Annotated in this window: 11 protein-coding genes; 10 read left to right on the top strand and 1 reads right to left on the bottom strand. The window is 64.4% G+C overall.

From position 1 onward, the window contains the following. The first annotated feature begins 28 nt into the window (after nt 1–28). The 10 genes from ACCQ05_RS11625 (at nt 29) to ACCQ05_RS11670 (ending at nt 11296) form a co-directional block, all read left to right on the top strand. Nucleotides 29–487: a hypothetical protein gene (locus tag ACCQ05_RS11625; RefSeq protein WP_372390346.1), complete on the top strand. Its 459-nt coding sequence runs from the start codon at nt 29–31 to the stop codon at nt 485–487. Further along, nucleotides 484–606, top strand: coding sequence for a hypothetical protein (locus ACCQ05_RS11630; RefSeq protein WP_372390348.1), 123 nt, complete (start codon nt 484–486; stop codon nt 604–606). Before ACCQ05_RS11625 ends, ACCQ05_RS11630 begins: the two co-directional genes overlap by 4 nt. After that, on the top strand, nt 593–1141 hold the full coding sequence (locus ACCQ05_RS11635; protein WP_372390350.1) for a hypothetical protein: 549 nt from the start codon (nt 593–595) through the stop codon (nt 1139–1141). The genes ACCQ05_RS11630 and ACCQ05_RS11635 overlap by 14 nt, the downstream gene beginning before the upstream one ends. Next, nucleotides 1134–4343, top strand: a complete 3210-nt coding sequence (locus ACCQ05_RS11640; protein ID WP_372390352.1) for a zeta toxin family protein — start codon at nt 1134–1136, stop codon at nt 4341–4343. The genes ACCQ05_RS11635 and ACCQ05_RS11640 overlap by 8 nt, the downstream gene beginning before the upstream one ends. Before the next feature lie 937 nt (nt 4344–5280). After that, nucleotides 5281–6963, top strand: a complete 1683-nt coding sequence (gene flhF / locus ACCQ05_RS11645) for a flagellar biosynthesis GTPase FlhF (RefSeq protein ID WP_372390355.1) — start codon at nt 5281–5283, stop codon at nt 6961–6963. Further along, nucleotides 6950–7834 carry a MinD/ParA family protein gene (locus ACCQ05_RS11650; protein WP_010374294.1) on the top strand — a complete coding sequence of 295 codons (885 nt, stop codon included), beginning with the start codon at nt 6950–6952 and terminating at the stop codon, nt 7832–7834. Before flhF ends, ACCQ05_RS11650 begins: the two co-directional genes overlap by 14 nt. Beyond that, the gene (locus ACCQ05_RS11655; RefSeq protein WP_228961404.1) at nt 7831–8598 is read left to right on the top strand and encodes an RNA polymerase sigma factor FliA; all 768 of its coding nucleotides are present in this window, start codon (nt 7831–7833) and stop codon (nt 8596–8598) included. The genes ACCQ05_RS11650 and ACCQ05_RS11655 overlap by 4 nt, the downstream gene beginning before the upstream one ends. 24 nt (nt 8599–8622) lie before the next feature. Beyond that, nucleotides 8623–9015 (top strand): chemotaxis response regulator CheY, encoded by a 393-nt coding sequence (gene cheY, locus ACCQ05_RS11660; protein WP_014507662.1) that lies wholly within the window; start codon nt 8623–8625, stop codon nt 9013–9015. Then, the gene (locus tag ACCQ05_RS11665) at nt 9015–9641 is read left to right on the top strand and encodes a protein phosphatase CheZ (protein WP_372390357.1); all 627 of its coding nucleotides are present in this window, start codon (nt 9015–9017) and stop codon (nt 9639–9641) included. The genes cheY and ACCQ05_RS11665 overlap by 1 nt, the downstream gene beginning before the upstream one ends. Before the next feature lie 2 nt (nt 9642–9643). Then, nucleotides 9644–11296 (top strand): chemotaxis protein CheA, encoded by a 1653-nt coding sequence (locus tag ACCQ05_RS11670; protein WP_372390359.1) that lies wholly within the window; start codon nt 9644–9646, stop codon nt 11294–11296. A 381-nt stretch (nt 11297–11677) separates the two neighbouring features. Here ACCQ05_RS11670 and ACCQ05_RS11675 read toward each other — a convergent pair whose 3' ends face one another. Then, nucleotides 11678–12877 (bottom strand): XVIPCD domain-containing protein, encoded by a 1200-nt coding sequence (locus tag ACCQ05_RS11675; RefSeq protein ID WP_372390361.1) that lies wholly within the window; start codon nt 12875–12877, stop codon nt 11678–11680. Between the last annotated feature and the right edge of the window lie 39 nt (nt 12878–12916).

Raw genomic sequence — 12916 nt, forward strand, 5'->3', positions numbered from 1 at the left:
AATTCAGTCACAAGGCAGGAGTGTCACCATGGCATTCGTAAGCGAATTTATTCCCGCAGCTGATGTTGCTAGATACGGTATTTTATCGATTGACCGTAAATTTCCGATTGGAGCAACCAATTCCAGAGATTGGGTCATTGATCGTGAGCGTGAAATCTATTTGCGAAACGTGGCACATGGCGGGGGAAGTGAGCCTGAAATCCGCAATCAAACACAGTGGACATTTTACTGGCGCGGCGAATTGCTTACGTTGCGACTTGACATGCTTGAAAGTGGAGGAGAAAGAAAAGCAGCCGGCTGGTCTCGCTGGATGTTGATTTGGATCAATGGCGGGAACGGCCTCCCGGTTCATCTAAAGCCAGATGCGCAGCAATTCATTGAAGACTTGGGCATAGCGCTGACGGCACACAAAGGATTTGGAGGGGTTCACTCAAAGTATACCGACTACCAAGCCACGATTGAGATATCGGAAGGCTGTGTGATATGAAAAACGCATTGAGCGCGGAAGAAGCGATTGCTTTACTGAGGGAGCGGCCGGATGCGTGTCGTTCGGGCGAAGATCTGCGCACACTGGCGGCACAGGTAGATGCAAATGCACCAGAATGAACGTACCCTACGCGAGCTTGGCCCGCTGCCGCATGGCAGACTAAAGGCCCAGATCAAGCGCAAGCCAAAGCGCGCGCCATGGGAGCAACCGGTGCAGGAGCTGCCTGCACGTGATGCCGATGCGCGCACTGCGCCGCGCGTGCCCATTCTTGAGAGGAAAGACCCTGCCATGTCGAAGCCCATCCCTCCCTCCTTTGAAAACGACTTGCCTGCACCTCCTGTTCCGCAGAAATTGCGTGAGCTACTGAAAGACTATCCCGATTTGATTCAGCGCTTGCAGGATGTTCTCGATGATTACATCAGGAAGCCCAATCGACTAATGCCATTCGATGGGGCCATCTGGGCGCTGGAGGGAAGGCTTGGATCTTTCATCTCCGAAGCCCGCGAAGAACTCGAAAACGCCTATGCCAATGGCGATCCCGAGGCGATTGAGAAGGCCGAGAAGAAGGATTTTGCTGTTGGATGCAGTCGCTTGAATATGGGTCCAATGGCTGACTTGGCCGCTTATTTTGAAGGAGCGCAAGGTCATGAGTGATTACGCGCTCCCCCATGATGAGCACAGGAAGATCCTCAATGAAAAAATCTTTCCAAGAAGTCTCTTATTACAAAAATCATCGCTCGATCATCCCAATGCCATCATCCTGGCAGGTCAACCGGGTGCAGGTAAGGGAGGGCTTGCCAAAGCAGCCGAGCTTGAGCTCAGCGGGGATGTAGTAAAGATCGATCCAGACGAATTACGCGACTTTCATCCCCAAGTAAAATCTCTCCGCAACGCCCACCCCTACACCTGGTCCGGCTACACCCACCCCGATGCCAGCCAGTGGGCAGACGAACTGCTGCAAGCCACCATCGAAGGCAAGAAGAACCTGATCTTCGACACCACGCTCAGCAATGGCCAGTGGAGCTCGGAACTGATCAAGGATCTGCAATCGCGCGGCTACACGGTCGAGGTGCGCGCGATGGCCGCACACAAACTGGAAAGCGAACATGGCGTCGATTCCAGGTTTTCTCAGCAACTCGAACGGGAAGGCCACGGCCGTTACGTTCCCGAAGGCGCCCGCGACGCGATCTACAGCAAGTTGCCGGTCAGCCTGGACACCGTGCACGCGCAAACCACTGCGCCCATCCGCATCTTCAATCGTCAGGGCGTGGAGCTCTACGACAGCCGCACCGATGCACGCCCGCCAGGACAGGTATTGGAAGAGGCGCGCAATGCGTGGTTCAAGGATCCAGCGGTCACCCAGATGCTGCGCGAGAGCTGGCAACAGCAGGCCGACTGGCATCGCGATCTGCCGACACATGTGCAGGATCTCCCCAACTCCACCCCTGCCCTTCAGGAGCAATTGCTCGCAGAGCGCGCCGAACTCGCTGTAGAGAGAGCAGTCGCAAGCCGCCTGCAAGGCATCGCCACCATCGACGAACTTGTGCGGCCAGGCGCTCCGCCTGCACGCGTACCTGTGCCGGAACCTGAAATCCCAGGCTTGGGCCGCGCAGGGATGACGGCAGGGCTTGCGGGTTTGGGCGTCGCCGCCACCGCCTACGATGCGTCGCAGACCGGAGAGCGCGTTGCCACGCTATTGGCACAAGACAACCTCACCGCTGCGCGCTCGGAAGCGTTGCACTTTGCTGCACGAGGCGCGGGCGGCTGGGCCGGAGGTGCCGCCGCCGCTTCCGTTGTTGGCACCACCGGTGCCGGCCCTGTCGCGCTGGTAGTGGCCGATGCTTATCTGTTCAGTGCCGCTGCCGACAAGGCCGTGACGCTTTGGGACAACCGCCAGATCAACACGCAGACCGACAAGCAGGGCGTGAGCTGGGAGTTCAACGGCAGCCAGTGGCTGCGCCAAGAAAAGGCCGACCTGCAAGACAATGGCGTGGATACGCCGCAGAAGCAGGGTATGTTCGCGCTGCCTGAAAAAGCGCGCGAGCTGAACTATCACGCCAGCAGTGAAGCGACCGAGCAGGCGCTGGGCGAGGTGCAACCCCGTAATCCCTATGTGCAGCCATCCAGTGAGGCCGATGCGGCGCACCTTTACGCACGGGATTGGCGGCATGATCCGGCAAGTGGCCAGTGGTCACGGATGGTCGCTGACGAAGTCGATCGGAACGATCGGCCCATCTGGACCGTGGATCCAGCAAGTCCTGAGCGCAATGCTGCACTGGACCAGCAGGCAGCTCAGGTGGTGGACGCCAACATCGCCCGTGGCCCGGCTGCAATTGCGGCAACCTATGAGGCTGCCTATCGCCGCAATGGCTGGGAGGACTTCGGCCCTGTGCCAGCCGCCGTGCAAGCCGCCTTGAACCCAGACGCATTGCAAGCATCGGACGGCAGGCAGTATCAGCGCGATACGCAAGGCCAGTGGCGGCATGATGGTGTTGCTGCCGAAGGCAATGTCCCATTGGAACTGAACGCAACGCGTGAGCGCTTGCAGCCGGCCTTGGAGCAGCATGCGCAGGCAATGGCCCAGATGCCCGCGCGGCAAACGCCAACGCTGCAGCAGCAGGATCAGGCCAATACCGAGGCGACCTACGCCGCCTATGGCGTTGCGCCCAATGCTCAGACCGCTGGCGCGATCCAGCTTGCGGTGCAGAAGACCCGTGAGGCAAACGGAATCGATGCAGCGACCACCTCTTTGGCATTGGAGCGTGATTCAACCGGCCAATATTCGGTGGACAGTCCCATCCAGCATCTGAGCCGTGGCGCTGACGGTGTGGTCCGCGTTGCAGCAATCACCAGCACCGACGACATCCATCAGGCACGTGGCCAGCTGCAGGCGCGCCATCAGGAACACACTCCGTTGCGCGTGACGCCAACCGAGCCGACAGCGCCTGCGCAGACCCACGCCACCGCCCTGAGCCCCGGCGACCACGGTGCCAAGGTACAGGGGCTGCAGGCCAACCTGATCCAGCTGGGTATCAACGATCGGATCAAGACCCCGGTGGAAGTCAATGGCGTCTACGACCAGCCCACCCAGCGCGGGGTACAGGCCTTCCAGCTGATGCACGGCATGGACGAGGTCAGCGGCATTGCCGATCGCAGCACCGTGGAGGCGGTGCAGCAGGCAGCCAGTGCCATCGCCCAGCGCGCGATGGCGTCGCAACAGGCCGGCCCCACGCTGCAGGATGTACCGCACGGGATGATGGCCGCGCCCGCTGCGCCCGCAGCTGCCTCCCCCGACCGCAGCCAACCCGATTTGCACGCGCAGCACCAGCAACAAGCGCTGGACCAGCAGCGCCAGTGGCAGCTGCAGCAGGAGCAAACGCTACAACAGGAGCGTGGGCGACTGAAAGAGCAGAAGAAAACCGAAGAGCAACCTGACCAGGCACCGGTGGCAAGCACCATCGACAGCCCCCCGCGCGGCCAGACCTCGCCCACACTGCGGCCCATGAATGATCCCGCGCACCCCGGCCATGCCCTGTATGCAGACGTGAAAGATCGCCTGGAGGCCAAGGGCACGCCGCTTCCGGAGGATTGCCTGCACCAGGTCACCACAGAGATGTACATCATCGGCTTCAAGCCGGACTGGCGCGGGCGCGTGGATGTGGTCAACGACACCTTCTATGCGCAACACGCCACCGACCCCACCAAGCGGATGAACCTCTCCCTCGCCGAGCCGGCGCCGTCGATCCAGGAATCGATGCAACAAGCGCAGACCCACACGCTGGAGACCGCGCAGCAGCAGGCGGCAGCGCGAGCCAAGCAGGACCAGCCGACGCAGCCGGGGCCGGTCATGGGATGATTCCTGAATGATGAATTCATTCACGCGCCGGAAAGAACGCCGCACACAGCAAGCGGTTGAGGAATTGCAGTGATAGGTGGGGCTCCCGCTCAACCGCGTGATTGATGCGCATAGCACTGCGGAAGGCCAGGACGCGACGTGGTGGGACGAGCAGTCACTTATTGAACAGGTTGCCAAGGCCCGCAAGGGTGAGCGCCCTCAACACGACTGAAGCGACACGCAGGATCAGGCGATAGCGTTCGCCTTCACCAGTGGAGCCGAGGGTAGGCAATCAGACGAAGCACATTCGTCCTCGATTTACACAGTCAACTTCTGATGCCACTGCGGCCGACGAAGTAATGTGGTGGACACCGCCACCATAAGCGTGCCCCGAGCGCGACGGGACAACACATCGCGCCCGGGTGCGCTCCGGCACAGCCCGAGAGTCTTCGCCCGCCAGCCATCGCCATAGGCTGCCCGCCACCCAGATCCAGGCGTCGGAAATCCGCCACTTGGCGAACTCCCCAATCGATTGCATGACGCCGACCGCTGGAAGCAACGCGAGCGCGGCTTGATGGCGGTTCGCGCAGGGGTTCGATGTGCTCCAAGACACAAGATCGGCCCCGCCGCCCAGCACCTAGGCGATGTCGAACCGGCGGGCAGCAGTGCCAAAAATCCCAATTGGCACCTGCACTTAACGCTGCACATCCGGCACAGCATTTGCTTCCAGCTGTCTCCGCGCGCTCCCACGCCCTCTCGCCAGAAACCCGGCACTGCAGGTTTTGGCACACCGCATGCATTAGCTCTGGCGAGACCGCAGCTAGCACCACCGCTGCGGGGCGGATGGCAGGACTTGGAACTACCCACGGGACAGGCAACTCATGACGCTGGCAACACACCCACATTCAACCCGCACCCGCCCGGCGTCCGGCGGGTCCCGTTCCTGGAGGCAACTGGCATGAAGATCAAACGCTTTGTCGCCCCGGATATGCGCACCGCGTTCCGCATGGTGCGTGAGGAACACGGCCCGGATGCCGTGATCCTGTCCAACCGTCGTACCGCCGAAGGCATCGAGATCGTCGCCGCCAGCAACTACGACGAAGAGCTGGTGCAGCGCGCCCTGGAAACCGCCCGCGAAACCCCGGCCGCCGCCGCGCCGGTGCAGCAGGCTCCCGTGCAGCAGGCCCCGGCGCAAGTCGCTACCCGTCCCGCCGCGCCGGTCCACGCCCCGCTGAAGCCGGCTGCCGAGACCGGTATGAGCCACCGCCAGCGCGTGGCCAGCGCCGCCGAAGACATGATCGCCGCCATGGCCCTGCGCCAGCCGGCCAGCGTGCCACGCCAGGCCCCGGTCGCCACCCCGATCCGCAGCGCCGCGCCGATGCCGGCCGTGCAGGAACTGGCCGCGCCGGTCGTGCAGCGCCAGGAACACGCGCTGTCGGCGGTGCCGGAGCAACTGTTCGCCGACTTTTTGACCACCGCCCCGGTGCAGCGCCCGGCCGTGCAGGCCGCCCCGACCCCGGCCCCGGTCGTGGCCGCCACGGTTGCCGCCCCCGCCCCCGCCTACGCCGCCCAGGACCAGGACGACGACACCTTCGACGACGAAGCCGACTTCGATCTGGACGACGCGCTGCCGCAGATCCTGCCGCCGGCCGCGCTGCCGCCGATCGTGGTCGCCCCGCCCGCCCCCGCTGCCCTGGCCGCGGTGCCGGCCGCCGCCGCGCCGATCCCGCAGAACGACGAAGAACTCAAGCAGCTGCGCGGCGAACTGGCGCTGATGCGGCAGATGATCGAGCGCGAAATGAACCGCCTCACCGACGAGCGCCTGCGCGGCTCCCCGGTGCGTGCGCAGGCGCTGGAACTGATGGACGACTATGGCTTCGACGCCGGCCTGACCCGCGACGTCGCCATGCAGATCCCGGCCGATACCGAATTGCACCGCGGCCGCGGGCTGATGCTGGGCCTGCTGTCCAAGCGCCTGCCGGTGGCCCCGGTCGACCCGCTGGAACGCGGCGGCGTGATCGCCCTGGTCGGCCCGACCGGTGCCGGCAAGACCACCACCATCGCCAAGCTGGCCCAGCGCTTCGCCGCCCAGCACGCCCCGCGCGACGTGGCCCTGGTCACCACCGACACCCTGCGCGTCGGCGGCCGCGAGCAGCTGCACAGCTACGGCCGCCAGCTCGGCATCGCGGTGCACGAGGCCGACAGCGCCGAAAGCCTGCTCGAACTGCTGGACCGCCTGCGCGACTACAAGCTGGTGCTGATCGACACCGCCGGCATGGGCCAGCGCGACCGCGCCCTGGCCGCCCAGCTGAACTGGCTGCGCGCCGCCCAGCAGGTCACCTCGCTGCTGGTGCTGCCCGCCAACTCGCATTTCGCCGACCTCGACGAGGTCGTGCGCCGCTTCGCCCACGCCAAGCCCCAAGGCGTGGTGCTGACCAAACTCGACGAGACCGGCCGCTTCGGCAGCGCCTTGTCGGTGGTGGTCGATCACCAGATGCCCATCACCTGGGTGACTGACGGACAGCGGGTCCCCGACGACCTGCACCGCGCCAATGCCGCCAGTCTCGTTCTTCGTCTTGAAGATTTGCGGCGCGCTGCCGATAAGCCCTGTACTCCGGAGCACAACCATGCAGTCGCGTGAATACGCCAAGCTGACCAACGCCTTCCCCCTGTCGGCGACCCGTCCCGAGCCCCTGGGCCCGGTGCGCACCATTGCCGTGACCGGTGGCAAGGGCGGCGTGGGCAAGACCAACATCTCCGCCAACCTGGCCGTAGCGCTTGCCGACATGGGCAAACGCACGCTGCTGCTGGACGCCGACCTTGGCCTGGCCAACCTGGACGTGGTCTTGGGGCTCTCGCCCAAGTACACCCTGGCCGACCTGATCGCCGGCCGCTGCACGCTCGATGAAGTGATCATCGAAGGCCCCGGCGGCGTGCTGGTGGTGCCGGCCGCCTCCGGTCGCCGCCACATGGCAGAACTGGCCCCGGCCCAGCACATCGGCCTGGTCAACGTGTTCTCCGAACTGGAACGCGACCTGGATGTGATGGTCATCGACACCGCCGCCGGCATCACCGACAGCGTGCTGACCTTCTGCCAGGCCGCCCAGGACACCGTGGTGGTGGTCTGCGACGAGCCGGCCTCGATCACCGACGCCTACGCGCTGATCAAGGTGCTCTCGCGCGAACGCGGCGTGGACCGCCTGCAGATCATCGCCAACATGGTGCGCGACCCCAACGAGGGCCGCCTGCTGTACGACAAGCTCTCGCGCGTCTGCGAGAAGTTCCTCGGCGACGTGTCGCTGAACTACCTCGGCCACGTGCCGCAGGACGACTGGCTGCGCCTGTCGGTGCAGCGTCAGCAACCCGTCATCAAGGCCTACCCCGCCAGTCCGTCGGCGCAGGCCATCGCAGAAATCGCGCGCCGTACCTCGCGCTGGCAGGCCCCCACCGTGCCGCGCGGCAACGTCGAGTTCTTTGTCGAACGCATCATTCAACGGGGAGTGGCCGCATGAGCACCGCCACCGCAACGACCGCTAGCGCGCAATACCGCGCCGTGCAACGCAACAACGCCAACGACGTGGTGACCCAGCACGCCGATCTGGTGCGCCGCATCGCCCACCATCTGGCCGCCCGCCTGCCGGCGAGCGTGGAAGTGGACGACCTGATCCAGGCCGGCATGATCGGCCTGATCGAGGCCTCGCGCAGCTACGACTCCGAACAGGGCGCCTCGTTCGAGACCTATGCCTCGATCCGTATCCGCGGCTCGATGATCGACGAGATCCGCCGTGGCGACTGGGTGCCGCGCTCGGTGCACCGCCGCGCCCGCGACGCCGCTGCTGCAGTGCGCAAGATCGAGCAGAACACCGGCCGTGCCGCCGCCGCCACCGAAGTGGCCGCCGCGATGGAAATGCCGCTGCCGGAGTATCTGCGCCTGATGGAAGATGCCGCGCGCGGCCAGGTGCTGAGCCTGGAATCGCGCATCGAAGATCACGGCGAGCTGGACACCACCGCCAAGGGCGGGCCCAATCCGCAGCAGATGATGGAGCGTGGCGAATTCGGCCGCGAGCTGGGCAAGGCCATCGGCCAGTTGCCCGAGCGCGAGCAGCTGGTGCTGTCGCTGTACTACGAACAGGAATTGAACCTGAAGGAAATCGGCGCCGTGCTCGGTGTCAGCGAATCGCGCGTGTGCCAGATCCATGGCCAGGCCGTGGTGCGTCTGCGCGGCCGCCTCAAGGTATTCGAACTGGCCGATGCCGGTGTCGAAAATGACGATTGATTTTTTTCGTGTTAGGAGCTTGATGTGAACAAGAACATGCGGATCCTGATCGTGGACGACTTCTCGACGATGCGACGTATCGTCAAGAATCTGTTGGCGGATCTTGGCTTCACCAATACCGCAGAGGCCGAAGACGGCAACAGCGCGCTGGCTGCGCTGCGCGCGGGCCCGTTCGACTTCGTGGTGACGGACTGGAACATGCCCGGCATGACCGGCATCGACCTGCTGCGCAACATCCGCGCCGACGCCAAGCTCAAGCACCTGCCGGTGATGATGGTCACCGCCGAAGCCAAGCGCGAGCAGATCATCGAAGCCGCGCAGTGCGGCGTGAACGGCTACATCATCAAGCCGTTCACCGCCCAGACGCTGGAAGAGAAGCTGGGCAAGGTGTTCGAACGTCTGGCGGCGACCGCCTGATGAACGCCACCGTGGAAGCCGATGCCGAACGTGCCGCGTTGATCGAGCGCCTGCAAAGCGCGCTCGATGCACTGGAAAGCGGTGACCAGATCGCCTGGCGTCGCGAGGTCGATCACCTCGCCGCGCTGCGCACACGCCCGATGATGCAGAGCCTGAGCCGGCTCGCCCGCGAACTCGGACAGGCCCTGGGCGAATTGCCCACCTTGCCCGAAGAAGCCGGCGAACTGGACGATGCCTGCTCGCGCCTGGACCACGTGGTGGAAATGACCGAAAAGGCCAGCCATCGCACGCTGGACCTGGTCGAGGAATGCCGCGTGCTGGCCAACCAGCTGCGCGACGGTGGCCTGAATCAGGACCAGGGCGCGCTGATGGACAAGATGCGCCATAACCTCACCGAGCTGTCGCTGGCGCAGAGCTACCAGGACCTGAGCGGCCAGATCATCCGCCGCGTGGCCGGGATCGTGCGCCGCGTGCATGAGGGCTTCGGTGCACTCGGCCTGCCGCCGAAGAATCCCGAGCCGAAGAAAGACGACGGCGGTCTTGCCGGTCCTGCAGTCAAGGGCCTGGACCGTCACGCGGTGTCGCAGGACGACGCCGACGACCTGCTGTCCGGATTGGGGTTGTAACCATGAGTGCTGTTCCAGACGATATTGCTGCCGATTTCATCGTCGAGGCCCAGGAGATCCTGGACCGCCTCGGCGAACAGCTGGTGTCGCTGGAACAGGCGCCAGACGAAGCCGACCAGCTCAACGCGGTGTTCCGCGGCTTCCACACCCTCAAGGGCGGCGCCGGCTTCCTGGCGATCAAGCCGATGGTGGAGCTGTGCCACGCCGCCGAGGAAACCCTGGGCATGGCGCGCTCCGGCCAGGCGGTGCTGCAAGCGCATCACTTCGATGCCGCGCAGCAGTCGCTGGATTATCTGCAGGCCATGCTGGACGCGATGGGCTCGGGCGAACCCGTGCCGCACGCACCGGCCACGCTGATTGCGCAGTTCGATGCCAAGAGCGGCCCGCCAGCGGTCAAGGCGGCGCCCAAGGCCGCTGCCGCTCCGGCACACGATGACGCCCACGCACCCGCAGCGCCCGGCGCCAAGGCCGGCCCCAAGGCGGCCGCCAAGGCCGGTGCCGAAGCCGAACAGACCGTGCGCGTGGACACCAAGCGCCTGGATGCCATCGTCAACCTGATTGGCGAACTGGTGCTCTCGCGCAACCGCCTCAAGACCTTGCGCACCCGCCTGCGCGACGAAGAACTCGACCGCGCGGTGAGCACGCTGGACATCGCCACCGCCCGCCTGCAGACCGCGGTCATGCGCACCCGCATGCAGCCGGTGAGCAAGGTCTTCGCGCGCTTCCCCAAGGTGGCCCGCGACGTTGCGCGCACCCTGTCCAAGGAAGTGGAGCTGGAACTGATCGGCGCCGAAACCGAGCTCGATCGTAATCTGGTCGAAGCCCTGGCCGACCCGTTGGTGCACCTGGTGCGCAACGCCATCGACCACGGCATCGAATCGCCGGCCCTGCGCGAAGCCACCGGCAAGCCTCGTAGCGGCCATGTGCGCCTGTCCGCGCAGCAGGAAGGCGACTACGTCAGTATCGAAATCCAGGACGACGGCGCCGGCATCGACCCCGAGCGCCTGCGCGAGATCGCCCGCGGCAAGGGCCTGATCGACGCCGAGGCCGCCGCCCGCCTGAGCACCGACGAGTGCCTGCACCTGATCTTCATGCCGGGCTTCTCGACCAAGGCCGAAGTCACCGATATCTCCGGCCGCGGCGTCGGCATGGACGTGGTGCAGTCGCGCATCCGCGAACTCAGCGGCCAGATCCAGATCCAGTCCGAGCTGGGCCGCGGCAGCCGCTTCATGATCCGCGTGCCGCTGACCCTGGCGATCCTGCCGACCCTGCTGGTGCAGGCCGGCGAAGCCGTCTACGCCTTGCCGCTGGCGCGCGTGGTGGAAGTGCTGCACGCACCGCAGACCTCGCTGGGCTGGTTCGACGGCCGCGCCGTGCTCGACCGCCGCTCGCATACCCTGCCCCTGATCGACCTGCGCCGCTGGCTGGGCGTGACGGCGGACCAGCCGCCGCTGCTGACCGTGGTGCTGCTGCAGGCTGGCGAAACCCGCTTCGGCCTGGTAGTGGACCAGGTCCGCGGCCGCGAGGAAGTGGTGATCAAGCCCCTGCCCCGCGCCTTGCGCGGCCTGCCCGGCTATGCCGGCGCCACCCTGATCGGCGACGGCCGCATGGCGCTGATCCTGGATGTGGATGGCTTGCGCTCCAGCGATCATTGAGCTTCGGGATTCGGGATACGCCCCCGGTTGCCTGAGTGATGACAACGGCCGCACACAGCGGCCGTTGTCGTTTCCGAAGATCTCGCTACGCGCTCGTGCAGACGATTTCTCGCATGGGTCCCCCCCTTTTCCCGCGAGCGTTTCTCCTTCCCCCGCTTGCGGGGGAAGGTGCCCGGAGGTCGGATGGGGGCAGCGGTCTCGCGTTGTCCCCAGATGCAGCGCACGACCTCAACCGCCCTCATCCGGCGCTGTGCGCCACCTTCTCCCACGCGCGGGAGAAGGCGATGGATTGCCAGCGCTGCAGCAGTCCGGCCAACGCCTTTCCCTTATTGCCCTATTTGGGAACCGTTATTTGGCCCCCGTTATCTCGTTGCGAAACACTCAGCGCGTCATCGACGGACCAGACTGGCTGACGGCTTGCTGGGACTGCTCCAGCGCCTGCTGCTGTTCGCGCGCCTGGGCCTGAGTCTGGTTGATTGCCTGCAGGCGATCGAACGACTGGGTCTCTGGTGTCTGCACGGCGTCCACGGTTGGCATATAGGCACGCTGGTGAGCCGGGTCATTCAGAGCGCCCTGCACGACGAAGACCCTTTCGCCGCCGGCCAGCTTGGACGTGTGGGTATTGAGAACGACATGGTCCACCCGCGACAGTCCTTCCTCTTTCGCTAGCGCAAGCAGGCTGGCGGTCATGCGCTGGCTTGATGCATCCCACTGCCTGCCATGTTCGGTATCGAGCTTCTGCACCCCATCCTTGATCTGCCGGTAGAGCTGGTGATCCTCATGACCTGGGTCTGCCGGAAGGCGCTGAGTTGATGTTCCTTGCGATTGGGCTTCACGTGCACGGAGCTCCTGCTCCAGCTCTTGTGCAGAGATCGGCGAGACATGCAAATGCGTGTTCTTGCTGTGCTGGAACAAACCCGGCGTCGGTGGCTGGGTGCTGCTATCCAGGTAAGGCATCGGGCGCGTATTGCTGCCTAGATCAATGCCGTTGCGCTCGAGTATTTCTTCTTTCAATCCCAGACGTCGCATATTCAGAATCATCGGCTGTTCTGGCTCGCCGGGCTTTGGCTTGTTGTATTGCCGCTCATAGATGGCGGCCGTGGCCACCACCCATGGCCCGTAGTGGTTGGTGTAGTCGGACTGGCCTGCATGTCCGATGCGCGTGTTCGCGGCAGGCTTGTCGAAGAAGTTAGCACCCATCGCTTCGACGTTAGCCGCAGTTGCGGGCATTGTCATGTCTGCGTTCAAAGTGAGGTTGGGCTTAAGCGCGTAATTGAATTGCGGCATACCGCCGGTGCGATCGATGAAGTCATGTACACGGCCTGGTGCCTCCCGATAGATATCCTCCAGAGAGGCATGCGGATTTGATTGCCGCACCCTGCTAACGACTGCATTCCAGCCTGCGATTTCCGCGCTAGCTTCATCTGCTCGATTGCTTGATAACACCTTTTCCGCGGCGTCGGAATAATCGTGCGTAGTTTGGGCTATCTGCTTCGCTGCGGTTTTAAATTCCTCACGCGAAGCAGCCGCGGCCGGACTGTACATACCATGTTGCAGTTCGTGACCTAACACAAACGTCATGTCACCAGAGTCGAGCGATTGATACGCCCAGGGTTTCCT

The organism is Xanthomonas sp. NCPPB 3582, from assembly GCF_041475735.2.
GTDB classification, from domain to species: domain Bacteria; phylum Pseudomonadota; class Gammaproteobacteria; order Xanthomonadales; family Xanthomonadaceae; genus Xanthomonas; species Xanthomonas codiaei.

Coding starts and splice junctions, on each gene's coding strand:
- ACCQ05_RS11625 (WP_372390346.1), top strand. CDS start 29: ATGGCATTCGTAAGCGAATTTATTCCCGCAGCTGATGTTGCTAGATAC.
- ACCQ05_RS11630 (WP_372390348.1), top strand. CDS start 484: ATGAAAAACGCATTGAGCGCGGAAGAAGCGATTGCTTTACTGAGGGAG.
- ACCQ05_RS11635 (WP_372390350.1), top strand. CDS start 593: ATGCACCAGAATGAACGTACCCTACGCGAGCTTGGCCCGCTGCCGCAT.
- ACCQ05_RS11640 (WP_372390352.1), top strand. CDS start 1,134: ATGAGTGATTACGCGCTCCCCCATGATGAGCACAGGAAGATCCTCAAT.
- flhF (WP_372390355.1), top strand. CDS start 5,281: ATGAAGATCAAACGCTTTGTCGCCCCGGATATGCGCACCGCGTTCCGC.
- ACCQ05_RS11650 (WP_010374294.1), top strand. CDS start 6,950: ATGCAGTCGCGTGAATACGCCAAGCTGACCAACGCCTTCCCCCTGTCG.
- ACCQ05_RS11655 (WP_228961404.1), top strand. CDS start 7,831: ATGAGCACCGCCACCGCAACGACCGCTAGCGCGCAATACCGCGCCGTG.
- ACCQ05_RS11665 (WP_372390357.1), top strand. CDS start 9,015: ATGAACGCCACCGTGGAAGCCGATGCCGAACGTGCCGCGTTGATCGAG.
- ACCQ05_RS11670 (WP_372390359.1), top strand. CDS start 9,644: ATGAGTGCTGTTCCAGACGATATTGCTGCCGATTTCATCGTCGAGGCC.
- ACCQ05_RS11675 (WP_372390361.1), bottom strand. CDS start 12,877: ATGACGTTTGTGTTAGGTCACGAACTGCAACATGGTATGTACAGTCCG.